This is a genomic window from Psychrobacillus faecigallinarum, assembly GCF_014836595.1.
Classification (GTDB): domain Bacteria; phylum Bacillota; class Bacilli; order Bacillales_A; family Planococcaceae; genus Psychrobacillus; species Psychrobacillus faecigallinarum.
The window spans coordinates 4,019-29,254 of the sequence record NZ_JACSQO010000008.1 but is presented as its reverse complement, the minus strand read 5'-3'; the positions used below and the strand labels follow the sequence as shown (position 1 = coordinate 29,254).

Genomic DNA, 25,236 nt, shown 5'->3' with positions numbered 1-25,236 from the left:
TGTTATAGTCCTTACCTAGTCTATGAGAAAAGAGGAAAAAAGGTGTTTGGATCTTGTGCTAGGTTAAGTTAGGTACCATTAGTTAGTAATCCCGGATATTATCCGTTTTGCTACAGTTAATCTGCCATTGTCAGAGGTTAACTTTACTTGATTCGTTCCTGCACCGTAAACAGTTTTGGAATTACGTTCTCCAAAAATGTCTATTTTACCCCAGTCCACTTTAGCGTAGATAGATACATCTTTAGGCTCGGATTCGGTTTCAATCATGATACTGCCATTGTCTGTTTTTAGATCAATCATTCGATCAATGCTAGTTGTTAACAGTTCGATTCGTCCATTGTCGGTTTTCCCCAGGATATCCCCACTTACATATTGCATCGTTATGCGGCCATTGTCTGTTTCTGCATAAGTTTTCTCTGTATCCACATTGCGGAGTTCAATTCTGCCATTGTCGGTCGTAGTAGTTAGCTTGTCAGCCTGTACTCGATCTAACTCAATTCGACCATTGTCTGTGTTAACCTCCATAATAGTAGCAGCTATTTCTTGAAGTGCAATGGAGCCGTTGTCAGAAGTAATCTTCACATTTTTACCAAGCAATTTCTCTACTCGAATACGACCATCATCAGTTTTCATAATAATAGTTGAATAAAGTTTTTTTGGTAGAGCGACATTTACTTTTAGTTCTTTCACCTGAAAGATAAAAGTAAAGAAGCTCATTTTTTTAGATTTCAAATTAATGGAGAGAGTATCATTTATCACTTCGACTACAAAGGAAAGCTTTTCATTATCCCCAATCAGTTCTACAATAGTTTCATCCGTTTCAGACGGAAAAACGTTTAGAGAACCATAATCAAGATCTACTAACACATTAGAAAAGTTAGGCTCCGGAATGCGTATCAACTTATCGCTTGTAAAAGCTTTTGGCTGGGATTTCTCTGGAACATAATTCTCAAGAAGCTCCTGCGCAATAATCTTTGGTGAACCAAGTGAGGCAGATATTTCGCTGTCCGTTTTTCCATCTTCCCGTGCATTAGAGAAATATTCTCGAATATCCGAAATAATTTCACTGCGCTCGTCAGTAGTCATTTGATGTAATGCAAGTTCCAATTCCTTAATAAATTGTTGCTCAGTCATTATTTACACCCTCTTCGATTAGATTATTTACACCATCCGTAAAGCTTTTCCATTCATTTAATTGCTCATGAAGATATGTTCTACCTAGGTCCGTCAGCTTGTAATATTTACGTGGGGGACCTTCCGTTGATTCCTGTAAATAAGTTGTGAAGTAGCCTTCCTTAGTTAACCGTCTAAGGAGTGGGTAAACCGAGCCTTCAGAAATTGATATTTGATCAGATATTTTTTGTACCAGCTCGTAACCATATCGATCTTGTTTATCCAACAAGACAAGGACGCACAGATTTAAAACACCCTTTTTAAACTGTATATTCACTTTTCTTTCACTCCCTTAGCTACTATTTAATAAACAGTACCGTTGAAAGTAATATATCACATGCTATTATACATTGCAAGGTACTGTGGAAAAAATATAAATTATTGGATTGCTTTTTCTTTCATTTACGGGTGAAAATCAGGTAGTTTAGGAGCGGATACCGCCACTTTAGGAGACATTTGTATGTGGTTTAGGGGCGAAAACATAGTAAATATGGGCACATCTTCGATTTAGGAGCCACTTTCTACTGTTTATGGGCGAATTCGGCGACTTTAGGATACATTTGTATGTGGTTTAGGGGCGAAAACTTAGTAAATAGGGGTGTGCATCTTTGATTTAGGTGACACTTTCTACTACTGTTTACGTGCGAATCCTCTAGAAATATAGGTTAATCATTAACTTAGGGACTCTTTCCCATACTTGCGGGTGTATCCCGCTACTTCACCGATTTTTTGGGGTGCGGTATAATTAAAGCAAAATGATATGTGGCAGAAGAGGGGAATGGGAAATATGTTCAAGTGGCAAGGGGCAGCTGGTATTTGTTTTAATGAGCGAAATGAAGTGTTGATGGTTTTACAGGCTGCACCAGGAGAGGATAAGCTGTGGACAGTTCCATCAGGTACGTTGGAAGAGGGAGAAACATTTGAAGAATGCTGTGTCCGAGAATTTTGGGAGGAAACAGGTTTAACTGTTCATCCGAGTGAAAAGGTACATCAAAAGAATGGTTTACTAAGTGATTATGGTATTTCGTATTATGTAGAATACTTTGTGGTGAACTTTGTTAGTGGAGAATTGACAATCCATGATCCAGATGAATTTATCCACGAAATTGCTTGGAAGTCATTGGACGATATTAAGAGATTGCCACTAGCTTATCCCGATGATATCCACATACTTGAGCAACTTTTAAAAAACTAGAAGGCAAGCCTTCTAGTTTTTAGTATATTCACGAATAGCATCTCGTAAAAATTGAGCTGCCCCAGCCTGAACTTTATTATAATAAGCTGCAAAACGTTCGTCTGCCACATACATTTCGGCTAGACCCGCGTGAGCTTCCTTCGAATATTTTGGCCAATAGAAACTTATCCACTGCTTATGCAGGCTTGCTGTCTTTTGTCCCAGGTCACTTGTTGGATCGCCAGCTGTCATAGCTTCTTTTAAACTATCTAATACTTCTTGTTCTAATTTAACTATCTCCTCATATTGTTCCTGTGTCATATCTTTTAGCTTAGAGTTGGATTGATCTACTGTTTGATTTCCGTATTTATTTCGAATTTCTTCACCATACTTATCCTCATTGTTGTCCACAAGCTGTTGTTTAAAGCCTTCAAATTTTTCATTATCTGTCATTTTAAGTCCCCTTTCTTTTTCTTGAATCGATTTATCCACATTATTTATTAACAAATCAAGCTGGACCCTTTTTTGAAGTAGTTTTTCTTTGTGCTGCTTTAATGCAGAAGTACTGTCAAAGCTTGGAGAAGAGATGATTTCTTTTATTCGTACTAAGTTTATCCCCAACTCTCGATAGAACAATATTTGTTGGAGTCGGCTTACTTCGGCTGAACTATAAATTCTGTAGCCTACCTCACTGAATCGGGCTGGTTTCAGTAAGTCGATTTCATCGTAATAGCGTAAAGTACGAGTACTAATTCCTGCAAGTTCCCCAAGCTTTTGAATCGTGTATTCCATTTCTTCACCTCCTGTTATAAATAGTCTAAGGGTTCACGTAGCGTAAAGGTCAAGTGATATTATTTAAATCTACTCAGACATTTTTACAAGGCTTATGGACAATTACTTTACGAAAAGGAAATTCTATTTTATCTTTGAACAAAGGGGGATTTTAAATGACTACAATAGGATTTATTAGACATGGTGTTACCGCCTGGAACAAAGAAGGACGAGCACAGGGTACAACAGACGTACCTTTAGATGATGAAGGGATACAAATGGCAGAGCGAGTTGCTGAGCGGATGGAGAAGGAACAGTGGGATATCATATACACTAGCCATCTTATTCGGGCAAAGCGGACTGCAGAAATTATAGCAGAAAAGCAGCCTAGTATTGATTTTCGAGTAGATAAGCGCTTAGGTGAAATTGGTGGCGGTATAATAGAGGGAACTACCGAAAATGAACGAGTTGCGAAATGGGGACCAAATTGGAGAGAGCAGGAAATGGGCTTCGAGAAGGAAGAAGTTATTATCTCTAGAGGGATGTCCTTCATTGAGGACATAAAAAAAGCACACCAAGGTAAAAAGATTTTAGTTGTTAGCCACGGAGGATTTCTTGCAAGAATTTTATATGCGCTTATTCCGGATGGAGAATTCTCTACAGACATAGGAAATACCTCTTTGACCATGGTTGAGCTGCAAGACGAGGCAAACCACTGTCATCTATTTAATTGTATGAAGCATTTAGAGAAGAGGGAAGTATAATGAAAAAGGATGCTTCCTATTATATTGAGTTTTTAGGCTTAGAACCTCATCCAGAGGGTGGTTACTTTAAGTCTTCATTTGCCTCGACAGAAACTCTAGATGTATCTGGGTCATCTAGAAATCTATATACAAGCATTTATTTTTTACTTGGAGAGAAAGATATCTCCCACTTTCATCGTTTAAAGTCAGATGAGTTATGGTATTTTCATGGTGGAGACCCATTAGTTGTTCATGTAATTGACCCAAAAGGAAACTACCATGAATATAAGCTTGGGTTAGATATAGCCAACGGAGAAATGCCACAAGCAATCGTTCCTAAAAATTCTATCTTCGGCTCCTCAGTTTTAGAGGGCGGAGAGTTTTCTTTAGTGGGCTGCATGGTTGCTCCTGGATTTGAATATGAAGATTTTGAGCTTTTCACTCGGGATGAACTTTTAGAGAATTATCCGGAGCATGAGTTCATTATTCGAAAGCTTGCGTATGAGATAATTCCGAATTAATCGATTAGCCAAAACGCTATCTTTAAATGATGTATCAGTTCAGTAAATGACATAGTAGCAATAAAGATGACTTCGGTGTGAAACCGAGGTCTTTTAATTTTGTCTAATATTCGATTGAGTTACTCTAAGTGCCTGGAATGATTATACTGATTCAAATTAAAAAATGAGCTTGGAATTACATTTCCAAGCTCATTTACCAATAGAATACTTACTTAAGATGCCAATTACTCTTTTCTTATCCGCGCAGAATAGGCATTGAACAGCATCGGAACGATCCACCTGATTTAATGATTTCTGAGAATTCGATTTCCAATACTTGATAACCATGCTGTCTCAGCTGGTTATTAACATCCTGATTTGTTGGCAAACTTAGCACTCGGTTTTGCCCTATAGACAACACATTCGTACCCATTGAGAATTGCTCACTTTCGCTCACTTCGATTAAATGATACATGCTCGATAAATTTTCTACAATTTTAGGATCGAGCGCATCAGGATAAATTAATGCATCTTTTGAGGAAAGGATATTGAACACACAGTCTAGATGCAAATATTTTGGATTAAAAGGGATAGGTATAATTTCAAAATCCGGCAATTCTTTTTGTAAAGCTTGAACAGCATCCTTACATGTACGATGGCTAATGCCAATAAACACACGATTGCCATCCACGATTACATCGCCACCTTCAATGGAATGCGTGGAAAGCTTCTTATACGAAATGTCATGTTCATTCATCCAAGTTGCCAATACTTTCTCTTCGCCTTGACGAATAGGATTCGCCATTTCGGATATAAATAAACGGTTGCCCAAAGTAAACCCAATATCTCTAGTGAAGACCTGTTCAGGGTGGTCTTTGCTTGGTTGTAGTTTTATCACTTCCACCCCTGCATTCCTTAAAGTCTGTTCAAACTTTTGATGTTGCGAAATGGCAAGTGAACGGTCTATATTATCATTTATATATTTTTTTTGTACGTCATTAATCACTTCTCTAATTTCCATGAATTGTGGTTCACATAAGACTACTTTTTGAAGCGTTCCATATTCACTTTTACAATGTATTTGAGATTTATCTTGAATTATTTTCACCATAAGTAATCCTCCATTTTCTTCACTCATTACTTTTGTATTCCCTTAATTTTTCATTTCATAACCTATTTGTGAAATTTATTTCCTTTTGTACCTAGTTGTTTCAAGAATTTTAGAATGGGGTAAAGAATATGTACATTAGTTAAAGTAAAGAATAGACATAATAGATGTAAGAATGAAGATGGTGGAGGAGATCGTATGATTACAAAGGAACAAGCATTATTAACAAAAGAAGATTTTCATACTAGAACTGACTTGCCTAGTTGGCTTTATAAAGAATACGAAACCTTTCATAACACAGTAACAGATAAAACGTTTCCATGTTTTTTTGGAATGAGTGGCGAATTAAAAGGCGAGCTCCGCTATGCTTATATCAATCAAGATGACTGGAGTAATCTACCTTCTGCAGTAGAAGAATTTCTAAATTTATTTAAATTACCAAATTACAAGAGACACGGTCTTTTTGTATTTGTGGAGCCTTTTGAGCAAGAGGGTTCTATTGAAGATTACCGAAAGCAGTTTTGGGATATCCTCCAATACTTACATGAAGTTGATGAAGTAGAATGGCCCGAAGACAGTCCACGCGACCCAGAGCACTATTTATGGGATTTCCGATTCAATGGTGAGCCAATTTTTGTGTTTGGAAATGCTCCTGCATACAAGAAGCGAAAGACACGTCATCTAGGAAATGCGATGGTTCTTGGATTCCAACCTCGCAAAATTTTTGAAGGGTTAGAAGGAACTGAAAAAGGTGGCATTATGTCACGTGAAAAAGTTCGTAAACGTGTAGAAGTGTGGGATCAGCTACCTAAGCATCCAGACATAGGCCACTTCGGCGACCCGACACATAACGAATGGAAGCAATCCTTTATTGGTGATGATAGTGAGCCAATTCAAGGGAAATGTCCATTCCGCCATAAATCACAGGCATAATTTCCAATCCCCGTTTGGGGATTTTTTTGTGAAAATTAAGTACAGAGTGAGTAACGTAGAGATACGTTGCTTGAATTGAAGATTATGATTCATTCTGTATTAAGTTAATTATTTGTTGTGCAAATTGGTTTAAATAATTTAGTTAGGACATTTGAAAATGATTGATTATTAAAATTAAAATACAAAAAAAGGTATAGTGTCGGTACTAATTGAAATACAATAGGGTAGACGATCATTCGGGGGCCTTTAAAATGATTAAAAAAATTGGAATTATCATAGTAGTAATTTTTATGTTTACTATAATAGAAGCGGTCTTAACAACTAACAAAGAAGAGAAATCAAAAGAGTTTATAAGTGAAGAAGAAGCAGCTAACGAAGGACAGGCAGTTGTTTCGCTTGTTTTTGAGCTAGCTGAAAAAGGACAGGTTATAAATGTACCCTTTATAGTTGGCGAAACAGATACAGAACAATTGTACGAGCTATGGGGAGTACCTGATGAGAGCAGCAATCTTTCGAATGATATTTATGACACCTATCTATCTCGAAACGCAACTGTTGGACATCATTCAGGAACTGTTTTTGATATCCGAACTAACTCGACATATATACAAGAGGTTCAATTGGAAGACATCCATTCGGTTGCAGGAGAGCCAGATATTATACGTAGCTATCAGGATGAAGGGAAAGAAGAAACTATTTTAGTTTATGAAATTCTCCCGAATATACAATTAAAATGGATCCTACCAAAGCCTACGGAAAATGATCCGAATCCTAACGTTCATCATATTTCGGTTTATACGGACTTAAAGGAGGTAGACTCAACGGTGACAACTTCCCCAGTGGATAGTATGTCCTTAGAAGAAAAAGTGGGCCAAATGATTTTTGGAGGAATTGAAGGAGTAGAATTATCGGAGAAAAGTAGGGAAATGATTCGTGAGGATAAGGTTGGAGGAATCATTTTCTTTAAAGATAACCTGGTAAATGCAAATCAGATAGTGACATTACTAAATTCCATTAAGGCTGAGAATATGCAGCAGCAATATCCGCTGTTTTTAGGGATAGACCAAGAGGGAGGAAGAGTGACAAGGATTCCAGAGCTCAACAATCTTCCGACCAATAAACAAATTGGTAAAAAGGACAATCCAGCATTAGCATTTCAATTGGGAGAATTATTAGGCAAGCAGCTGAATGCGTTTGGATTTAATTTGGATTTTGCACCTGTACTTGATGTTGACAGTAATCCTAATAATCCTGTTATTGGAGATCGTTCTTTTGGAAGTGACCCTAAATTGGTGAGTGAGCTTGGTATTTCTACTATGAAGGGCTTGCAAAGTGAAAATGTTATTTCAGTTATTAAGCATTTTCCTGGTCACGGGGATACAGAAGTAGATTCTCATATTGAACTTCCAATAGTAAGTAAGAATATGAAAGAGCTTCAGGCTTTAGAATTCATTCCCTTTCAAAATGCTTTAAAAAGTGGAGCAGATGTGGTCATGATTGGTCATATATTATTACCAGAAATAGATGCTAATAAGCCATCATCCATTTCAAATGTGGTCATTACGAAAATACTACGAGAGCAGCTGAAATATGAAGGAGTCGTCATGACGGATGATATGACGATGAAGGCCATTTTGGATAATTATGAAATAGGAGAGGCGGCAGTTGAAGCTGTCAAGGCTGGTAATGATATTGTATTAATCGCACATGACTATGAAAAAGTGCAAAGAGCCATTCAAGCTATTTTAGAGGCCGTACAAAATGAAGAAATAAAGGTAGAACAAATTGATCGGAGCGTGGAACGTATTCTTCAGTTAAAGGAGAAATATCAACTAAGCAACGATCAACTTTCTTCTATTAATGTAAATGAACTAAATAATTTAGCTGAAGAATTAACAAATAATATTTTAAAATAGCAAAAGCTTCCTATTTAAAAGGAAGTAAAAAGGTATGGGGAAAAATTCCCCATACCTTTTGTTGTCTTCATGGTTATTTTATAGACTATTATTTTTTAGGTTAACCGAAAGGGATCCATTTGTTTGTAATTGTGCAAAGTATACCTCATCGACTGACTGAACCCCGTGCTTGCGCAACTTCTTCATTACCCATTCTTCGTCTAGTTTCAATTCTTTTAGATTTTTCCGTACAATTTTACCGTCTGATATAATTTCGGTTGGAATATAAGTGGGCATGGAAACGTCTGCCTTCACATCTTGTTTTGTTGCATTTTGTTCTGCAGGTTTTTTAAACACACTTAGCTCTCCATTTGTTTCTAATACTGCATACTGGACATCGTCTATAGAAAAGATGGATTGTTCTCTTAATAACATCATTACATCATCCATGTTCATGCGAGAAGATTTTAAGGATTTTAGAGATATTCTTCCATCTTTAATGATAATTGTTGGCTCATCATCTAAAAGCAGACGCAACTTAGGGGAAAGCTGTGAAAGATATGTCATAAGGATTGTAAGTACTGCCCACCATATTAGTGATATAATTCCGTCCACAAAGGGAGTTTCTTTTTGTGAAGCAATTTCCGAAGCGATAGATCCTATAGTTATTCCTGTAATGTAATGAAAGAAAGTTAATTGGCTTATCTGCTTCTTTCCCATTATGCGTGCTAAAAAAAGCAAAACTGCAAATGAGATGGTAGTTCTCCAAATCATTTCCCAAAAACTTATATCAGCCATTGTGATCAATACTCCTTTTAATATACTTCTATGTATTGTGACCCACTAGCATCTAACTATTCTCTTTTAGGAAAATTTTATAAATTCAATGATTTTGCGATATAATAACTAAATTGGGTTATTTTCATAAATTGCACTTACTATTAAACATGAATATTTATAACTTTTTGATTGTAAAAGCTGCGACGATATCAGCTAAATGAGAAATGACCGATTAAAGTGGAAATCATTTATATTCTTTTTTTGTTCGTGTTTTTCATATAGATAGCAATTATAAAATTGATCCAAAAACTATTTTTATAGGGAGGTGTGGTAAATTGTCGCAAACAGAAACTCTGAATAGGCAGGGGAATCCTGTCTATCCTATTATGGTGGCTATGGGAATATGTCATCTTTTTAATGACACTTTACAATCTGTTGTCCCAGCTATGTTTCCAATATTTAGAGGTGAACTTGGATTAACCTTTACTCAGTTAGGATTTATAACATTTTCCCTTAATATAGTTGCTTCTATACTACAGCCAGTGGTTGGCTTTATAAGTGATAAAAAGCCAATGCCATATGCTCTTCCTCTAGGAATGGTAAGTTCTTTTATCGGTGTGGCAGGATTAGCTTTTGCACCAGATTACTGGATAATACTCGTAGCTGTTATATTTTTAGGCTTGGGATCAGCAGTATTCCATCCGGAGGGGTCTAGGGTTTCTTATATGGCAGCGGGGAATAAAAGAGGACTATCTCAATCGATTTATCAGGTTGGAGGGAATTCTGGACAAGCTTTAGCCCCTCTTATTAGTGGATTCATACTACTTCCGCTTGGACAAAGAGGAGCTGCGTTATTTTTAATCGTTGCTGCGATAGGTATTTTTATATTGAGTAAAATTTCTAGATGGTATAAGGAACAACTAAGAGAAGCGGGTTTAGGTGCTAAGAAAAAAGCATTTATATCTTCTTTGCCTGTATTGACTAAGAAACAGGTAGGGATTGCACTAGGGCTTTTAATGATAATTATTTTTGTGCGCTCTTTTTATGTTACGAATATTACTAGCTTTTATATTTTTCATTTGACGGAAAACTATAACTTCGTAACAGATAAAGGCCAACTAATTATTTTCTTGTTTTTAGCTATGGGGGCAGTGGGGACGTTTTTTGGAGGTCCGATGGCTGATAGGATTGGAAGAAAAAAAGTGATTGTCATTTCAACCATTGTACCAATACCATTGTGTCTTGTATTACCTTATGTGCCTGTTTGGGCTATTTTAATACTACTAACTGCTATTGGATTTTCAATCATGCTCAGTTTTTCCGTGACAGTTGTTTACGCACAAGAGCTAGTTCCGAACAAAATTGGAACAATGGCTGGTCTTACGGTTGGATTGGCGTTTGGAATGGGAGCTATAGGAGCAGTAGTTATTGGTATTCTTATGGATTACATAGGAGTGTATTCAACTATGGTGGTTGTGTCGCTTCTTCCTATATTAGGATTAGTAGCTTTTGCTCTACCAAAGGATGGGAAGGTTGCGGCATAAGAAAAGCGCAAGCGCCTGTGTCAGTTAAATGGAGAAAAGTGAAGGGACAGTTCCTTAGTCATTCCAAACGCTCTTGTTTGTAGCGAGCTTACGCAGGAGCAGCGCCGAGCTTTCATATTTACAAAAAAAGAGCAATCCATAAAGGATTGCTCTTATATATTATCTTGCTTTTAGTCTACAATCAGCTGGAACTTGAGATGGATCAGTTACTAGATTGTCTTGGATATGAACTTGCTGCATTTTGTTATTATGCATAAATTTGAATATCCCATTATCAAAATCTGTACCAATTTCTTTAAAGAAAATTCCTTCCTGACACATATTCTTTGCACAGGTAAAGGATACTTTATAAGTATCTCCATCATTCACCAAATAGGCTCTTACACCTTTTTCAAATATTCCTTCTTCTTCTTCTTTTATCGCACGTTCCACCGAAACCACATGGAAATCTACAAATGGGATTTCCTTTAATAGTACATTCATAAAGGAGCCTTTCGTAATTTCTTCCCATCTGCTCTGAGCTGTTTGTCCGATAATAATCTGGGTGATATTAAATTGATGTGCTACTTCCTTAATCACTTTAGGAGAAGGACGCTTTTCATTATCACGGATGATAAATTCTTCCACGTCTAGTTCATCTGCTAAAGATCTCCACTGCTCTACGTATCCTGATTTTTCCGCATCGAAAGCATCGTACGGAAGTGGATCCACAGTTAAGATATAGAGTGGACAGTCCATAATACTTGCCATCTTGTGTCCTCTTCTAATGAGTCGTTCACCATTTGGTCCATAGTATACGCAGACAAGTATACTTTCGTCCATTCTACCTTTTACGCGTTTCACGGTTGTCTACACCTCATTTATTATAGTCTCATCTATTCTAGTAACATGTATAAAATATTGCAAATTATAAGCTATTGTAAACACCAGAAGTGCAGAGATGCATCATTTAGTGTATAATTTACTTAGGAAAATCATGAAAATACTATTAATTATTTTTAAGGAGTTCTAAAGATTTACCATATGCTCTAAATGTTTTAAAAAAATTGTCTTTGATTCACTATTAAAATTTGCATAGAGGATTGTTTTGCTCCTAACCTCTTATGCATTGGACATACCCTCTATAAATAGGACTATTAACTGTCCTTGTCTATACGTTTTGTAGCCACTCATTTCGTTATAAATCACACCAAACAAGTTAGCTTAAATTCAGCAATGGTAAACACCCCTGTTTCAACTAATGCTCTTATTGGAACCCCATATGGAATCCTATTATGCAACTAGTTACCCTTATAGTCAAGTCTCTCTTTCAAATGAAATAAATCTTTCTATATAGAAAATACCCTCAATATATGGAAATAGGAGGTTACAATTTGTTTTCTGTTAACTTTGCTATTATTTTACCTTTTATAGTAGCCGCAATTATACCGATTTTTTATAGGAATTTTAAAAAAATACATATTGGTTGGTTTGTGTTGCTAGTACCGACCATCTTGTTTGCAATGCTTGCAAGCTATATTCCCTCAATTGCAAGTGGAAAAACATACTCTCACACATATAGCTGGATCCCCTCATTAGATATAAACTTCACTACTTATTTAGATGGTCTAAGTATAATATTAGGTTTACTTATTACTGGTGTAGGTAGTTTAGTTATACTATATTCTATTTTTTATCTTTCCACTAAGGAATCTTTACATCATTTTTATTGTTACCTCTTGTTATTTATGGGAGCCATGCTAGGTGTAGTGTTTTCTGATAACCTGATGGTTTTATATGTGTTTTGGGAACTAACGAGTGTTTCCTCTTTCTTATTAATAGCCTTCTGGAGCCATCGTAATGCTTCTAGACGTGGGGCTCAAAAGGCTATGCTTATTACTGTCAGCGGTGGTATAGCAATGCTAGTAGGATTTATCATGCTGCATACAATGACTGGCACCTTCAGTATTCGAGAAATCATTCCGATGGTATTGGAAATTACGAATCATCATTTATTCGTACCTGCCATGATTTTAATCCTGTTGGGTGCATTCACTAAATCTGCTCAGTTTCCATTCCACATATGGTTACCAGATGCGATGGAAGCGCCGACACCAGTTAGTGCTTACTTACATTCAGCAACTATGGTTAAAGCAGGAATATATTTGGTGGCGCGTTTTACACCAATATTTGGAGTAGACCAAATATGGTTTTGGACAGTTAGTATTGTTGGGATGATCACCATGTTCTGGGGGTCCTTTAATGCAGTTAAGCAAACAGATTTAAAGGCATTACTTGCTTTCTCCACAGTTAGTCAGCTTGGCCTAATTATGAGTTTACTAGGTCTTGGTTCAGTTGCATTACAATATGGTTACTCTGAGGATTCGGTTATTTATACTCAGGCCACCTTTGCAGCACTATTCCATATGATTAATCATTCCACATTTAAGGGTGCTCTGTTTATGGTTGTTGGTATCCTTGACCACGAGCTTGGAACACGGGATATTCGAAGATTAGGCGGGTTAATGACTTTAATGCCGATTACTTTTACAGTAGGGACAATTGGTAGCTTATCAATGGCAGGATTGCCGCCATTTAATGGATTTTTAAGTAAGGAAATGTTTTTTACGGCTACCGTTTATATAATGGAGGCAGATGTCTTCTCCTTGCAAAATTGGGGTATTATTTTCCCGGTCATCGCATGGATAGGGAGTGTGCTAACGTTTGTATATTGTATGATTTTCATCTTTAAAACCTTTCTGGGTGATGCACAGCCGGAAAAACTGGATAAACCGATTCATGAAGCACCGATTGGTATGCTTATATCGCCAATCATATTAAGCGTTTTTGTTGTAGGTATATTTTTCTTTCCAAATATATTAGGGAATTATATATTGAAGCCAGCAATGGCTAGTATCTATCCAACTTTTGGTGATCCGGAGAAACTAACACCCTCTATTTACGCATGGCATGGTTTTAATACGGAGCTACAGATGACAGTTGGAGTAATAGTTGTCGGTTTTCTTCTTTTTAAGATTTTAAAATATTGGAGACCAATTTATAGCATATTACCACAGAAATATTCCTTTAATGCTTTATATACCAACTTTTTAAATTTTTCAGAGAAGCAGTCTACAGTTACAACGAAAAGTTATATGACAGGTTATTTAAGAGACTATCTTCTATATATTTATATATTCTTTATTGTGACAGTTGGTGGCTATTTAATAATTTCAGGAGCATTTTCAGTTGATACAACCCCAAGTGCTAAGTTTAGTGCATATGAGATTATTTTGGTGATTATTATGGTAATTGCTAGCTTGGCCATGCTACGTGCTAAATCGAGAATTACTGCAACTTTACTCAATGGAGTTTTAGGTTATACCGTAGCTATTTTCTTTGTAATATTCAGAGCTCCTGATCTCGCATTGACACAATTGGTAGTTGAGTCAGTAACCACTGCACTTTTCCTATTGGCGTTCTCTCATTTACCAGATTGGAAAAAAGAAAAAGTATCCTTGAAAACCAAGAACATGAATGCCATTATATCAATCGGGGTAGGGCTAGTAGTAGTTTTAGTTGGTTTGTCTGTGTTAAATTATGACCAGTTTGAAAGGATTTCTTACCTATTTGAAGATGCTTATAATTTAGCTGGAGGAACTAATATTGTTAATGCTATATTAGGGGATTTCCGTGGCTTTGATACTATGTTAGAAGTAGTCGTTCTCTTTATAGCTGGCTTAGGTGTATATACCATGATTAAGCTTAGAGCAAAAAAGGAGGATACCGATAGTGAAAATTAATGATGTTATTCTTCGAAATGTTGCTAAAATAGGTGTGTTTATTATTTTAACCTTTGGGGTTTATTTATTTCTTTCAGGTCATAACACGCCGGGAGGAGGCTTCATCGGAGGCTTAGTATTAGCCTCAGCATTTGTTCTGCTGTACTTATCGAATGGCATAGAAAAGGTTCATAATAGTCTTCCCTTAGACTTTAAGCTAGTAGCTGCTGTGGGAGTGCTATTAGCAACAGCAACCGGTTTTGGTTCATTGATATTTGGGGTGCCATTTATGTCACAATCATTTGCCTATTTTGATTTGCCTATTTTCGGTAAAACAGAGCTTACAACCGTCACAATCTTTGAAGCAGGAGTGGCTTTAACGGTAGTTGGGGTGCTAGTTACAATAATTTTAAGCATAAGTGAGGATGATAGCTAATGGAAACAATTATGGTTATATTGATCGGTATTTTAGTTGCCGTTGCTACTTATCTAATCCTTTCACGTAATATTATTCGAGTAATTTTAGGGACTGCGGTGTTATCACATGCAGCTCATTTACTCATATTGACTATGGGAGATTTAAAAAGAGGGAATGTGCCTTTGTTAAAGGAAGCAGATGGTCCTTATACAGATGCGTTGCCACAAGCCTTGATATTAACTGCTATTGTAATAAGCTTTGCAGTAACAGCTTTCATACTTGTTCTTGCATACCGAGCGTATCAGGATATTGGCACAGATGACCTGGATGCATTGAGAGGAACAAATGATGAATAATATAATTGTCTTGCCTTTAATAATTCCTATAATGATAGGAGTATTATTAGTATTCTTTAATCGATATATTAAGCTGCAACGTATCATTACTTTATTGACGGTGTTATCAATCACCGGGATTAGTGTATTTATCTTAAATAAGATTCAATTAGAAGGAATTCTTCGATTGGATTTTGGTGGGTGGAAGCCTCCGTTTGGAATTCTATTTGTTGCTGATTCGTTTTCAGTGCTACTAGTGCTTACTGCAAGCATTGTAACTGCACTTTGTGTTATGTATGCTTTCTCTTCCATTGGAGAAAGACACGAGAAGATGTACTTTTATCCGTTTGTGTTGTTCCTATTAGCTGGAGTAAACGGATCGTTTTTAACTGGTGATATGTTTAACCTATTTGTGTGTTTCGAAGTTACGCTTCTGGCATCTTATGTGCTAATAACATTGGGTGGTACAAAACGCCAGCTAAGAGAATCTATTAAATATGTGGTGATTAATGTAATTGCTTCATGGTTCTTCCTACTAGCGCTTGCCTATTTATATGGTTCTCTTGGAACGCTCAATATGGCACACCTTTCAGAAAGAGTAGCTGAAGCAGGGCAAGATCCCTTGCTAACAACTATAGGTATACTATTTTTAGTCGTATTTAGTATAAAAGCAGGGCTTCTACTATTCTTTTGGTTGCCAGGTTCATATAGTGCGCCTCCTATGGCAATCGCTGCCTTATTTGGAGCTCTTTTAACAAAGGTAGGTATCTATGCATTGTTCCGTACCTTTACGATTATTTTTTATCACGATACGCTAGTAACTCACACGATTATTGGTGTTATGGCCGGAATTACACTCGTCGTAGGCTGTATGGGAGCAATCGCTTATAAGGATTTACGATTAATAGCCTCCTATAATGTAGTGATTGCAGTAGGATTTATGCTTGTAGGTTTAGCGATAGGAACTCCTGTAGCCATTGAGGGATCAATTTATTATATAGTGCACGACATGATTGCTAAAGCAATGCTATTTTTATTGGTGGGTACGATGATTTCTTTAACAGGGAAAACAAAGATTAATGAAATTAGTGGATTAATAAAAAACTATCCTTTACTTGGTTGGCTGTTCTTTGTTGTTACTTGTTCTTTAGCTGGGATTCCACCACTTAGTGGTTTCGTAGGGAAAATTTTAGTAGGACAAGGGGCGATTGAGTCAGGATCATATATTTTATTGGCTTTGGCATTCCTCTCCAGTATAGTAGTTCTGTATTCTTTACTTCGTATATTCTTAAACTCTATTTTCGGTGAAACAATCATCAGCTTAGAGGATGAAACTCCTATGAAGTTTAGTATGATTTTTCCAATTTTCCTATTAGGTATTGGAACGCTTGCGCTAGGACTAGGAGCAGAGGTAATTTCCGGATATGTTACTGATGCAGCAAATACGCTGTCTAATCCTGCCATATATATTGATGCGATATTAGGCGGAGAAGAGTAATGGGAGAGGTGATTAACAATGCCAGCACAATTTCTACTTAATTTATTTATAGCGTTTTTGTGGACTCTGCTCATGGACACTGAGGAGTTACAATTACAAACTTTTGTAAGTGGGTTCTTCGTAGGAATCGGGATTGTATTCCTTATGCATAGATTTTTTGGAACACAATTTTATTTAAAGCGTCTATTTGCAATTATTAAATTGATATTTATCTTTATCAGAGAATTGGCTACATCTAGTATAGTTATTAGTAAACAAATATTAAGTCCTAAGCTAAAGATTAAGCCAGGGATATTTACTTATAGAACGAAGTTGTCTAGTGAATGGGAAATTACGACGCTTGCGTTATTGCTTACTTTAACTCCTGGTTCTGTCGTAATGGAAGTAAATCCAGAGGGAGATACCTTTTATATTCATGCGATGGATATGGAAGCTTCAAAAGCAGATGTTTTGCGTTCCTTAACTAAGTTCGAAAAAGCAATTATGGAGGTGACTCGCTAATGGTAGAAAAAATATTAGTACTTTCACTTTCTTTGTTTGCAATCTCCATAGGAATCGCACTTTTTCGAATTATAAAGGGTCCTTCAATGCCAGATAGAGCAGTAGCATTAGATATGATAGGAGTTAACCTAATATCTATAATAGCCATAGTTTCTATTGTACTTAAGACAAAGGCATTTCTGGAGGCAATTCTTATTTTAGGAATTTTAGCTTTTATCAGTACAATTGCTATTGCCCGATATATTGAAAGGGGGGTTATCATTGAGCGTAAGTCAGATAATTGAGCTAATCGCTGCTGTAATTGTCCTTTTAGGAAGCATAATGAGTGTTATTAGCGCTATTGGAATTGTTAGACTTCCCGATGTTTATACTCGCTCACATGCTGCAACTAAAAGCTCTACGGTTGCAGTATTACTAACCCTTTCAGGTGCGTTTATCTATTTCTGGGTACATGATGGCTTCGTAAGTGTACGTTTGATATTAGGAATACTATTTGTTTTTTTAACTGCTCCTGTTGCGGGTCACCTTTTAACAAGAGCTGCTTATCGGTCAAATGTAGAATTAGCAGATAATTCTTCCGACAATTCTTTAACGGAAATCCTATTTGAAGAAGAAGATGAAAACGCGAAAAATAGCTAGCTAATAAATTTTTTATTAGCTAGCTATTTTTTTATGTTTTAAATTAAATAAATGTTCTATTAATTTTATATAATATATTGCATTCTGTATAAATTCATAGTATTATCATGATTGTTATTAGCAATTAAGTGATGATGAATAATCATTTAGCACATGTATTTAATACAACTAGAACAAAATAAAAAGTAATGATTATTTTTTTATATCACAGGGGGCAAGTACAATGGACAATAAATTATCTTTTTCAAGTTATTTGGTTATTGGAGTAATGTTATTTGCTTTGTTTTTTGGAGCAGGTAACTTAATTTTTCCAGCAAGTCTGGGTCAAAACGCAGGTACAAGCTTATGGTTTGCTATAATAGGCTTTTTAATAACTGGTATCGGTCTTCCATTCTTAGGAACTTTAGCAATGGGCTTCTCAGGAAGTAAAAACTTACAGGAACTATCTAGTAGAGTACATCCGACTTTTGCTGTGATTTTTACTTCTTTGCTATATTTAACAATTGGACCTTTCTTCGCTTTACCGAGAACCGGAGCTGTTTCATATGAAATTGGGATTATGCCTTTTGTAAATTCAGAATATACACAAATCGGTTTATTGATATTTACTGTCGTTTTCTTTGGTCTTACTTTATGGCTTTCCTTGAACCCATCCAAGATTGTAGATAATGTAGGGAAATACCTTTCACCAGGGATTTTAATAGGGCTCTTAATCTTATTGGGGTTTGTAATCTTTAAACCTATGGGTGAATTTAGTACGCCACAGGGCAGTTACATTGATAATGCTTTTATGACAGGATTCACAGAAGGATACAATACAATGGACGCGTTAGCTTCATTAGTATTCGGTATTATTGTGATAAATGCAGTTCGCTCTATGGGTGTAACTTCTAAGAAGGGCATCTTAGCGGCCACTGCCAAGTCTGGTGCTATAGCTATCTTCTTTTTAGGAATAATATACGCTGGTATTGGTTACTTAGGAGCTACTTCTGTTGATTTGTTCGGAATAATGGAAAATGGTGGACCAGTTTTAAGCGCTGCCTCGGAGCATTACTTTGGATCCTTTGGAGCTATTCTATTAGCAATTGTAATTATTCTAGCATGTCTAACAACAAGCATTGGATTAACTACTGCTTGTGCAGAGTACTTTCATACGTTAATTCCTTCCATTAGCTATAAAGCATTTGTAATCATTTTTAGTGTATTTACATGTGTGATTGCTAATTTTGGTTTATCGAATATTATCACTTACTCAGTACCTGTACTAATGCTTTTATATCCATTGGCTATTGTTTTGATATTGCTAGCTTTCTTGTCGCCGTTGTTTTATCATGCACGATTTGTGTACGTAGCGGTTATGATTTGTACATTCCTAATAAGCATAATTGACGGCTTAAAAGCACTATGTGATTCTTTAGAAATCGAATACTTTGGTTGGTTAGAATCCATCCTAGATTTCTATGACAATGTATTACCATTTTACGATGTAGGTCTTGGTTGGATAGTTCCTTTCGTGATTATTACTCTTATAACAGGTGTTATAGCTCGAATAAATGGGAAGAGACCAGTACCATTAAATAGTTAATATTCAAAAGCCTATCGACTAATTTTGTCGATAGGCTTTTGTAGTTAAGTGTGAAATCTTATAGGAAGTAGCATTCTCTATCACGTGCACCCTTATTTACTATTTAATTTTAGAATTTTTCAATGGTATAAATCCAGTTAGCACGCATTACTTCAGCTAGCTTTGGAATATCCTTTTCCTTGAATAATCGTATTAATTCCTTATGCTGTTCAATGGAATATTCCCTTAAGTTAATTTTTTCATAATAGTAAAGTCTACGAACATGTGCTTGAAGCATTTCTACCATAGAGAATATGTATGGATTATTAGCACGATCCACAATCAGCTGATGAAATTCCTCATCTAATTTTAATGCTTTTGTAAAATTCTGTGCATGCAGAGCTTCTGCAAATTCATTGTTTTTTTGTTCTAACAGGTTTAATGTTTCTTCATCCATATTAGGTGTTGCTAGTTCAGCTGCAAGTGCTTGTAATACAGACAATGGAGGAAGCAGGTTATAGATATCTTCTGGCTCCACTGGCGTAACCTGTGTTGCTCTGCCTGGTTGCATCGTTACAAAGCCCTGCGATTCCAGTAACTGAAGAGATTCTCTAATGGGTGTCCGGCTAACTCCTAAAGCTTGGGCTAGCTCTATATCGTTTAACTTTTCGTCCGGTTGTAGAGTACCATCTATAATCCATTGTTGAAGCTGATTAAATGCATGAAGTTTCGCTGTAGTACGAACTGGTTTAGTATGATCGACTGGTATAGGCATGAGACAGCCTCCTTATATTTTCCTAGTTGAATCATATTATACACTATATTATACAATATATCGCAGTTTTTATTGAAAGATTTCCTTATTCTACTAAAATTTTTAGCGTAATACTTTTAACGTCAATTACAGATTCCTCTGCCATAATGTCCTGAAGCATTATTTCTTTAAAGTAGGCCACACTCTTTTCTAATGGCAAATGTAATATTTTTCGTAAGGCTGTCTCGTACATCTTAATAAATTCAGGATCGGTATTTCCATGTTGGAGTTCTGTAAAGGCTTCGTATACCTGGTCCATTTTATCTGCCAGTTCTAGTAGACGACCCTCTATTGTTTCGTCCTTACCTTCTTTCATTCTGTCGAAAAAGACGGGACGGAATTCTTCAGGTATCTCATCTAATATAAACTTTTCCATCATCTTTTCTTCGACATGGGAAAGCATTTGCTTTAATTCCGGGGAAGCGTGTTTGACTGGAGTTTTAATATCTCCGATAAAAATCTCTGCAAAGTCATGGTTAATGGTTTTTTCGTACAGGGATTTCCAGTTAATCACTGCACCATTATTTTCTTCAATGGTTCCAAAGAACATAGCATACTGAGCTACCTTCCATGAATGTGCAGCAACGTTATGTTCCTCGTATTTAAACCTGCCTGGTGCTCGAATGATTCTTTCTAAGTCATTCATGCTCATAAAAAAACGATGGATACCCATTGTTAATCACTCCTTTCTTCTATATTACCTAAATAGCCGAAATTCATGTAGTGGAAACTTCCAAGAATTCTAATTAGTTTTATTTTCCCTTCATTGGGGTAATCCTAATACTAACGTTAAGGAGGAATTGATATGGCGAAATATGAAAAGTTAAAAGAAAATTTACTTGATCGGTTTAACGAACTAGAGGAAAGCTTAAATAATGATGAGGAATTTGAAACAACAGAGTTGTCTAATTACGACAATCATCCTGCTGATAATGCCACTGATTTAACTGACCAACATACGAGATTGGCTCTGCGAAAGCATGCAGAAGAAGAGATAGAAGATATTAAAGATGCCTTACAGGGTTTAGATGAGGGTACTTATGGAAAATGTAGTGTATGTGACAAGCAAATCCCTATTGAACGATTAGAAGCTGTTCCGACAACTCTAACCTGTGTAGATCATGCGCAGCAAGAGGTAAATGATCTTCGACCTGTAGAAGAGGATAGACTAAATGCTGATACTGATCATCCAGTAGATAAAGAAGCAAGAGAAATCAGGGATTTTGAAAATAGCTTTGAAGATGTGGAAGCCTTTGGATCATCAGATACACCGCAGGATAAATGATAAAAATGATGCCAATTCCAATACGGTATTGGGCATCATTTTTATTTTTTAGTATTTACTTTATGTAGAAAGTTGAAATAATGTCTTTTTTAGCATCAGTCAAAAGTCTTAAGAAATATCAACCACTCTCATTTAACAGCCTGAATTCTTTCTGATACACTAGAGGCAAGGAGGAATTTAAAATGGCAGAAGCTATCGTAATGTTTGATGGTGTGTGTAATTTTTGTGATTCCAGTGTTCAATTTATAATCAAAAGAGACTCTAAAGGTTATTTTCAATTTGCTGCGCTTCAAAGCGATGCCGGAATGAAATTAAAAGAACAATACAGTATTTCACATAATATAGACAGTTTTATCCTCATAGAAGACGGGAAAGTCTATAAATTTTCTGATGGTGCGCTAAGGGTATGTAGAAATTTAGAAGGAATATGGAGATACATGTATATTTTTATATTTGTTCCAAGACCAATTAGAAATAGTATTTACAAATTTATCGCAAAGAATAGATATAAATGGTTTGGTCAAAAGGATAGTTGTATGCTTCCTTCTCCAGAAGTACGAAGCCGTTTTTTATAAAAGTAAATAATAGATTGATGAGGTGATTGATTACATGAAGCAAGAAGTTTTTGATGTAACAATTATAGGGGGAGGACCTACAGGTTTATTTGCTTCCTTTTATGCTGGACTCCGTGATTTAAAGGTTAAGATTATTGACAGCCTTCCAGAGCTAGGCGGTCAATTGATGGAACTTTATCCGGATAAGTATATATATGATATTGGGGGTTTGCCTAAAATCTTGGCAAAAGATTTAGTAGCTAATTTAGTTGAACAGGCTGCCTACAGCAATCCTACAATATGTTTAGAGGAAACTGCGAACGAGCTTGAAAAGCAGGATGAGTATTTTATATTGAAAACGGATAAAGGGGTTCATTATTCAAAAACAATTCTCCTGACATCAGGGGTTGGTTCTTTCCAACCACGGAAATTAACTGTGCCTGGAGCCAAGGAATATGAAGGAAAAAACCTTCATTATAAAGTCAGGGATTTAAATGACTTTCAAAATTCCAACGTATTAGTTTTGGGTGGCGGGGATTCCGCATTAGATTGGTCGTTAATGCTAGAGGACATAGCTTCCAGTGTGACCATTTGTCATCGACGAGAGCAATTTACGGCGCATGAAAAATCTGTTCAGCAGTTAGATAATTCAAAGGTAGTTGTTAAAACCTCGTATGCAATCAAAGAATTAATAGGCGATGGAGAACGTGTTCAAGAAGTTGTAGTGGTAAGTAAGGACAAGGTAGAGGAAAACATCCCGGTAGATCATGTGCTAGTCAACTACGGAAATGTTGCCTCGCTTGGACCACTCAAAAGCTGGGGCCTCGAGATGGAAAAGAACTCAGTAGTAGTTAATGAAAAGATGGAAACAAGTGTAGAAGGAATATATGCTGCGGGTGATGTGTGTACACATGCTGGGAAAGTAAAGCTAATAGCTGTTGGATTTGGAGAAGTCCCTAATGCAATCAGTCATATTAAAGCCTTCATAGACCCAAAAGCTCGAGTGCAGCCAAAACATAGTACCAGTCTTTTTGAAGAATCCAAATAAAAATCCCATGCCTCTATTAGGAGGCATGAGATTTTTATTTGTAAAATACTTTATCGATGTTATATTTTGCTTTTAATGTATTGATCGCATATGTTTCATATATTTCACGATCCATTGGCTCTTCAACTACACAAACACTAATTTTATACACTTCTTCACGATGCTTAATCATTGGAGAAACATTATCTTCAAAGTGTTTTTTAATGCGTTGACGAATTTTACGTGCTTTTCCTACGAATAATAGCTCATCATTTTTGTTATAAAACATAAAAATGCCGCCTTTATCTCTAGGAATTTGGTGGAAGTCGATAAATCCGTAGATTGATGGTATTTCAACTTCTCCTTCATTTAGTGCTTGCTTACGTTGAGTAATTGTTACAGTTGGTTTTGGTAATTCGATTTTAATCATTTCTCTCACGTCCTCTTATTGTCTGTCCCTTAGTTTATCACATTGGAGCGGTAATATCTATTCGAAAGAGGCAGGATTAAACTTACGAGGTACGAAGGTAATTTAGCAACAGAGATAAGGATCTTTAAAAAGATGTATAGTTAGAAGCATTATGCTAAAAAGGGTAGAGTGACACTAGGAAAGATGGGGAGAAGTTATTTTCCTCAACTGGTTTAGAAAATAGTATTCACAATTGTAAGATATGTGGATGTGCTAGGAGGATTATAACTTGGGCAGCTTACCAGACTGGTTTTTTGCAGTAGCAATTGCTGTTGTCATTTGTTTTGTTATAGTAGCAGAGTGGTGGACGCGAAGAGGATAGAGTTTATGGTATAATAATATACTAATGATAAGAAAAGAAAGAGGAATCATATGCTAACATTTGAAGAAAAAGAAGCAATTATTCAAGAATTTCCGGAACTAACTCGTAAGGAAGTATCCATGAAGCGAGTTAACTACCATTATGAAGAGAGCTTATACGATAAAACTACAGTAATCTACCATTTACATCCAAACGGAAATGGTTTTGTTTATGTTGGAGATCTTCCTCAATATGAAGCAAAAGAAAAAGGATTAGTGAATATTCGAGAAGTATCAGCAGATGAGCTTCGTAAAATGATTAAAGACTCTATTGACTACTTGGCAACGGAGGAGGAAGAAGCCTTTGATGAAGAAGTAGAAGAGGAGTGGACAAACAAAGAAAGCTCTAAATTGACTCTTTTACAAGAGGATACTCTTTGGAATATTTATCATGGATACAACCTAGAAGAAAGTTTTGGCTCCTATGATGAAGCAAAAGCTTATCTTTTAGAAGAAGGCTTCCGACGTGGAAAAAGATAAGGAGGTTTTCATATGAAGGGAAAATCGACTGTAGCAATTATTATAGCGATTTTACTCGTAGCTATCGGAGCTACATTTTACTTCATCATGAACTTTTTCGAGAATAATCCTACACAAACACAGCCGATAGGCTATACTACTGGAATTATTATTGATACGGAGGATAGCGGTATCCTTGTTGTAGGAGATTTAACTGAAGAGGAAGCAACACAGTTAACGGTAGAAGAAGCGATAGAAGCTGGGACAAATGCCACTTGGTTTAGAATTTCGATGGCTCAGCGCAACGATTTCGAGTTATATGACCTAGTTAAAGTTGGATATGAGTCTTTACAAGAATCTCATCCAGCTTCAGGTGAAGCTAAAACAATTGAAAAGTTAGATGAATGAATACAAATCTCCTTAGTGATTATCGCTATGGAGATTTTTTTTCTAACTCAAAATCAGCAAGAGAAGGCTGATTCCGCTTTAGACGGGAGCTTTCCGTGGGTGAGCGATATGCCATCACCGTTGCTTACGCGTCGTTTGCGATGTCTTATCTGTCTCCCTCATCCCACCGGAGTCGCCGCCTGTCGCTTCAATCATAAGTTGTATAGAAATGAGAAAGTTGCTTGGATAAATAACTCAATACTAAATTACAGGAAAAGCATCCATAGAAGGCTGATTCCGCTTTAGAAGGGCGCTTTCCGTGGGTGAGCGATATGCCATCACCGTCGCTTGGGCGGTTTGTGATGTCTTATCTGTCTCCCTCATTCCACCGGAGTCGCCGCCTGCTGCTTCAAGCATAAGTTGTATAGAAATGAGAAAGTCGCTTGGATAAATAACTCAATACAAAGTTACAGGAAAAGCATCCATAGAAGGCTGATTCCGCTTTAGAAGGGCGCTTTCCGTGGGTGAGCGATATGCCATCACC

General features: G+C 36.4%; 28 protein-coding genes. 19 read left to right on the top strand and 9 right to left on the bottom strand.

Annotated features, from left to right (window positions below):
• Positions 1 to 78: 78 nt before the first annotated feature.
• On the bottom strand, positions 79 to 1,134 hold the full coding sequence (locus H9650_RS14460; protein WP_144539383.1) for a DUF4097 family beta strand repeat-containing protein: 1,056 nt from the start codon (positions 1,132 to 1,134) through the stop codon (positions 79 to 81).
• On the bottom strand, positions 1,127 to 1,450 hold the full coding sequence (locus H9650_RS14455; protein WP_144539385.1) for a PadR family transcriptional regulator: 324 nt from the start codon (positions 1,448 to 1,450) through the stop codon (positions 1,127 to 1,129). The genes H9650_RS14460 and H9650_RS14455 overlap by 8 nt, the downstream gene beginning before the upstream one ends.
• 510 nt (positions 1,451 to 1,960) lie before the next feature.
• Between H9650_RS14455 and H9650_RS14450 the strand changes: the two genes are divergently transcribed.
• The gene (locus H9650_RS14450; protein ID WP_144539387.1) at positions 1,961 to 2,368 is read left to right on the top strand and encodes an NUDIX hydrolase; all 408 of its coding nucleotides are present in this window, start codon (positions 1,961 to 1,963) and stop codon (positions 2,366 to 2,368) included.
• Positions 2,369 to 2,380: 12 nt separating this feature from the next.
• On the opposite strand, the gene H9650_RS14445 is transcribed toward H9650_RS14450, so the two are convergent.
• Complete coding sequence (locus H9650_RS14445) at positions 2,381 to 3,139, bottom strand: MerR family transcriptional regulator (RefSeq protein WP_144539389.1); 759 nt, start codon at positions 3,137 to 3,139, stop codon at positions 2,381 to 2,383.
• 155 nt (positions 3,140 to 3,294) lie between these two features.
• On the opposite strand from H9650_RS14445, the gene H9650_RS14440 reads away from it, so the two are divergent.
• Both H9650_RS14440 and H9650_RS14435 read left to right on the top strand, forming a co-directional pair.
• Entirely contained in the window at positions 3,295 to 3,882 is a 588-nt protein-coding gene (locus tag H9650_RS14440; RefSeq protein WP_144539391.1) for a histidine phosphatase family protein, read from the top strand.
• A complete protein-coding gene (locus H9650_RS14435) occupies positions 3,882 to 4,382 on the top strand; it encodes a cupin domain-containing protein (protein ID WP_144539393.1) in 501 nt (166 codons plus the stop codon). The genes H9650_RS14440 and H9650_RS14435 overlap by 1 nt, the downstream gene beginning before the upstream one ends.
• Positions 4,383 to 4,617: 235 nt before the next feature.
• On the opposite strand, the gene H9650_RS14430 is transcribed toward H9650_RS14435, so the two are convergent.
• Positions 4,618 to 5,472, bottom strand: coding sequence for a dimethylarginine dimethylaminohydrolase family protein (locus H9650_RS14430; protein WP_144539395.1), 855 nt, complete (start codon positions 5,470 to 5,472; stop codon positions 4,618 to 4,620).
• Positions 5,473 to 5,667: 195 nt separating this feature from the next.
• Between H9650_RS14430 and H9650_RS14425 the strand changes: the two genes are divergently transcribed.
• Positions 5,668 to 6,402, top strand: coding sequence for a YqcI/YcgG family protein (locus H9650_RS14425; RefSeq protein ID WP_144539397.1), 735 nt, complete (start codon positions 5,668 to 5,670; stop codon positions 6,400 to 6,402).
• Between the two features lie 251 nt (positions 6,403 to 6,653).
• Entirely contained in the window at positions 6,654 to 8,318 is a 1,665-nt protein-coding gene (gene nagZ / locus H9650_RS14420; RefSeq protein ID WP_191697520.1) for a beta-N-acetylhexosaminidase, read from the top strand.
• A gap of 78 nt (positions 8,319 to 8,396) precedes the next feature.
• On the opposite strand, the gene H9650_RS14415 is transcribed toward nagZ, so the two are convergent.
• Positions 8,397 to 9,095, bottom strand: coding sequence for a YetF domain-containing protein (locus H9650_RS14415; RefSeq protein WP_225216097.1), 699 nt, complete (start codon positions 9,093 to 9,095; stop codon positions 8,397 to 8,399).
• 368 nt (positions 9,096 to 9,463) lie between these two features.
• Here H9650_RS14415 and H9650_RS14410 point away from each other — a divergent pair, with 368 nt between their 5' ends.
• Positions 9,464 to 10,621, top strand: coding sequence for an MFS transporter (locus H9650_RS14410; RefSeq protein WP_191697570.1), 1,158 nt, complete (start codon positions 9,464 to 9,466; stop codon positions 10,619 to 10,621).
• A gap of 159 nt (positions 10,622 to 10,780) precedes the next feature.
• On the opposite strand, the gene H9650_RS14405 is transcribed toward H9650_RS14410, so the two are convergent.
• Entirely contained in the window at positions 10,781 to 11,464 is a 684-nt protein-coding gene (locus tag H9650_RS14405; RefSeq protein ID WP_144539400.1) for an adenine nucleotide alpha hydrolase family protein, read from the bottom strand.
• Between the two features lie 530 nt (positions 11,465 to 11,994).
• On the opposite strand from H9650_RS14405, the gene H9650_RS14400 reads away from it, so the two are divergent.
• From H9650_RS14400 to brnQ, 8 genes are all read left to right on the top strand, one after another.
• Positions 11,995 to 14,403, top strand: coding sequence for a Na+/H+ antiporter subunit A (locus H9650_RS14400; protein WP_186318205.1), 2,409 nt, complete (start codon positions 11,995 to 11,997; stop codon positions 14,401 to 14,403).
• Positions 14,393 to 14,818 (top strand): Na(+)/H(+) antiporter subunit B, encoded by a 426-nt coding sequence (locus H9650_RS14395; protein WP_144539404.1) that lies wholly within the window; start codon positions 14,393 to 14,395, stop codon positions 14,816 to 14,818. Before H9650_RS14400 ends, H9650_RS14395 begins: the two co-directional genes overlap by 11 nt.
• Positions 14,818 to 15,156, top strand: a complete 339-nt coding sequence (locus H9650_RS14390; RefSeq protein ID WP_144539406.1) for a Na(+)/H(+) antiporter subunit C — start codon at positions 14,818 to 14,820, stop codon at positions 15,154 to 15,156. The genes H9650_RS14395 and H9650_RS14390 overlap by 1 nt, the downstream gene beginning before the upstream one ends.
• The gene (locus H9650_RS14385) at positions 15,149 to 16,633 is read left to right on the top strand and encodes a Na+/H+ antiporter subunit D (protein WP_144539408.1); all 1,485 of its coding nucleotides are present in this window, start codon (positions 15,149 to 15,151) and stop codon (positions 16,631 to 16,633) included. The genes H9650_RS14390 and H9650_RS14385 overlap by 8 nt, the downstream gene beginning before the upstream one ends.
• Positions 16,634 to 16,651: 18 nt before the next feature.
• A complete protein-coding gene (locus H9650_RS14380) occupies positions 16,652 to 17,134 on the top strand; it encodes a Na+/H+ antiporter subunit E (RefSeq protein ID WP_144539410.1) in 483 nt (160 codons plus the stop codon).
• The gene (locus tag H9650_RS14375) at positions 17,134 to 17,418 is read left to right on the top strand and encodes a Na(+)/H(+) antiporter subunit F1 (protein WP_144539412.1); all 285 of its coding nucleotides are present in this window, start codon (positions 17,134 to 17,136) and stop codon (positions 17,416 to 17,418) included. Before H9650_RS14380 ends, H9650_RS14375 begins: the two co-directional genes overlap by 1 nt.
• Positions 17,396 to 17,773 carry a Na+/H+ antiporter subunit G gene (locus H9650_RS14370; protein WP_144539414.1) on the top strand — a complete coding sequence of 126 codons (378 nt, stop codon included), beginning with the start codon at positions 17,396 to 17,398 and terminating at the stop codon, positions 17,771 to 17,773. Before H9650_RS14375 ends, H9650_RS14370 begins: the two co-directional genes overlap by 23 nt.
• 223 nt (positions 17,774 to 17,996) lie before the next feature.
• A complete protein-coding gene (gene brnQ, locus H9650_RS14365; RefSeq protein WP_154312167.1) occupies positions 17,997 to 19,358 on the top strand; it encodes a branched-chain amino acid transport system II carrier protein in 1,362 nt (453 codons plus the stop codon).
• A gap of 109 nt (positions 19,359 to 19,467) precedes the next feature.
• Here the strand turns inward: brnQ and H9650_RS14360 are convergent, their stop codons facing one another.
• Positions 19,468 to 20,112 carry a GntR family transcriptional regulator gene (locus H9650_RS14360; protein WP_144539419.1) on the bottom strand — a complete coding sequence of 215 codons (645 nt, stop codon included), beginning with the start codon at positions 20,110 to 20,112 and terminating at the stop codon, positions 19,468 to 19,470.
• Positions 20,113 to 20,197: 85 nt separating this feature from the next.
• Positions 20,198 to 20,824 carry a YfbR-like 5'-deoxynucleotidase gene (locus H9650_RS14355; RefSeq protein WP_144539421.1) on the bottom strand — a complete coding sequence of 209 codons (627 nt, stop codon included), beginning with the start codon at positions 20,822 to 20,824 and terminating at the stop codon, positions 20,198 to 20,200.
• Positions 20,825 to 20,956: 132 nt separating this feature from the next.
• Between H9650_RS14355 and H9650_RS14350 the strand changes: the two genes are divergently transcribed.
• From H9650_RS14350 to H9650_RS14340, 3 genes are all read left to right on the top strand, one after another.
• Positions 20,957 to 21,436 (top strand): TraR/DksA C4-type zinc finger protein, encoded by a 480-nt coding sequence (locus tag H9650_RS14350; RefSeq protein WP_191697519.1) that lies wholly within the window; start codon positions 20,957 to 20,959, stop codon positions 21,434 to 21,436.
• 182 nt (positions 21,437 to 21,618) lie between these two features.
• Complete coding sequence (locus H9650_RS14345) at positions 21,619 to 22,011, top strand: thiol-disulfide oxidoreductase DCC family protein (RefSeq protein WP_144539425.1); 393 nt, start codon at positions 21,619 to 21,621, stop codon at positions 22,009 to 22,011.
• Positions 22,012 to 22,045: 34 nt separating this feature from the next.
• The gene (locus H9650_RS14340) at positions 22,046 to 23,038 is read left to right on the top strand and encodes an NAD(P)/FAD-dependent oxidoreductase (RefSeq protein WP_144539427.1); all 993 of its coding nucleotides are present in this window, start codon (positions 22,046 to 22,048) and stop codon (positions 23,036 to 23,038) included.
• Between the two features lie 34 nt (positions 23,039 to 23,072).
• Here H9650_RS14340 and H9650_RS14335 read toward each other — a convergent pair whose 3' ends face one another.
• Complete coding sequence (locus tag H9650_RS14335) at positions 23,073 to 23,447, bottom strand: nucleotide excision repair endonuclease (RefSeq protein ID WP_144539429.1); 375 nt, start codon at positions 23,445 to 23,447, stop codon at positions 23,073 to 23,075.
• 411 nt (positions 23,448 to 23,858) lie between these two features.
• Between H9650_RS14335 and H9650_RS14330 the strand changes: the two genes are divergently transcribed.
• Together H9650_RS14330 and H9650_RS14325 are read left to right on the top strand one after the other, a co-directional pair.
• Positions 23,859 to 24,326: a hypothetical protein gene (locus H9650_RS14330; RefSeq protein WP_144539431.1), complete on the top strand. Its 468-nt coding sequence runs from the start codon at positions 23,859 to 23,861 to the stop codon at positions 24,324 to 24,326.
• A gap of 12 nt (positions 24,327 to 24,338) precedes the next feature.
• Positions 24,339 to 24,713 carry a DUF3221 domain-containing protein gene (locus tag H9650_RS14325; RefSeq protein WP_144539433.1) on the top strand — a complete coding sequence of 125 codons (375 nt, stop codon included), beginning with the start codon at positions 24,339 to 24,341 and terminating at the stop codon, positions 24,711 to 24,713.
• The last annotated feature ends 523 nt before the right edge of the window (positions 24,714 to 25,236 follow it).

Coding starts and splice junctions, on each gene's coding strand:
- H9650_RS14425 (WP_144539397.1), top strand. CDS start 5,668: ATGATTACAAAGGAACAAGCATTATTAACAAAAGAAGATTTTCATACT.
- H9650_RS14380 (WP_144539410.1), top strand. CDS start 16,652: ATGCCAGCACAATTTCTACTTAATTTATTTATAGCGTTTTTGTGGACT.
- H9650_RS14460 (WP_144539383.1), bottom strand. CDS start 1,134: ATGACTGAGCAACAATTTATTAAGGAATTGGAACTTGCATTACATCAA.
- H9650_RS14415 (WP_225216097.1), bottom strand. CDS start 9,095: ATGGCTGATATAAGTTTTTGGGAAATGATTTGGAGAACTACCATCTCA.
- H9650_RS14390 (WP_144539406.1), top strand. CDS start 14,818: ATGGAAACAATTATGGTTATATTGATCGGTATTTTAGTTGCCGTTGCT.
- H9650_RS14430 (WP_144539395.1), bottom strand. CDS start 5,472: ATGGTGAAAATAATTCAAGATAAATCTCAAATACATTGTAAAAGTGAA.
- H9650_RS14355 (WP_144539421.1), bottom strand. CDS start 20,824: ATGGGTATCCATCGTTTTTTTATGAGCATGAATGACTTAGAAAGAATC.
- H9650_RS14385 (WP_144539408.1), top strand. CDS start 15,149: ATGAATAATATAATTGTCTTGCCTTTAATAATTCCTATAATGATAGGA.
- H9650_RS14345 (WP_144539425.1), top strand. CDS start 21,619: ATGGCAGAAGCTATCGTAATGTTTGATGGTGTGTGTAATTTTTGTGAT.
- H9650_RS14435 (WP_144539393.1), top strand. CDS start 3,882: ATGAAAAAGGATGCTTCCTATTATATTGAGTTTTTAGGCTTAGAACCT.
- H9650_RS14445 (WP_144539389.1), bottom strand. CDS start 3,139: ATGGAATACACGATTCAAAAGCTTGGGGAACTTGCAGGAATTAGTACT.
- brnQ (WP_154312167.1), top strand. CDS start 17,997: ATGGACAATAAATTATCTTTTTCAAGTTATTTGGTTATTGGAGTAATG.
- nagZ (WP_191697520.1), top strand. CDS start 6,654: ATGATTAAAAAAATTGGAATTATCATAGTAGTAATTTTTATGTTTACT.
- H9650_RS14340 (WP_144539427.1), top strand. CDS start 22,046: ATGAAGCAAGAAGTTTTTGATGTAACAATTATAGGGGGAGGACCTACA.
- H9650_RS14360 (WP_144539419.1), bottom strand. CDS start 20,112: ATGCCTATACCAGTCGATCATACTAAACCAGTTCGTACTACAGCGAAA.
- H9650_RS14325 (WP_144539433.1), top strand. CDS start 24,339: ATGAAGGGAAAATCGACTGTAGCAATTATTATAGCGATTTTACTCGTA.
- H9650_RS14350 (WP_191697519.1), top strand. CDS start 20,957: ATGGCGAAATATGAAAAGTTAAAAGAAAATTTACTTGATCGGTTTAAC.
- H9650_RS14450 (WP_144539387.1), top strand. CDS start 1,961: ATGTTCAAGTGGCAAGGGGCAGCTGGTATTTGTTTTAATGAGCGAAAT.
- H9650_RS14440 (WP_144539391.1), top strand. CDS start 3,295: ATGACTACAATAGGATTTATTAGACATGGTGTTACCGCCTGGAACAAA.
- H9650_RS14330 (WP_144539431.1), top strand. CDS start 23,859: ATGCTAACATTTGAAGAAAAAGAAGCAATTATTCAAGAATTTCCGGAA.
- H9650_RS14375 (WP_144539412.1), top strand. CDS start 17,134: ATGGTAGAAAAAATATTAGTACTTTCACTTTCTTTGTTTGCAATCTCC.
- H9650_RS14335 (WP_144539429.1), bottom strand. CDS start 23,447: ATGATTAAAATCGAATTACCAAAACCAACTGTAACAATTACTCAACGT.
- H9650_RS14410 (WP_191697570.1), top strand. CDS start 9,464: ATGGTGGCTATGGGAATATGTCATCTTTTTAATGACACTTTACAATCT.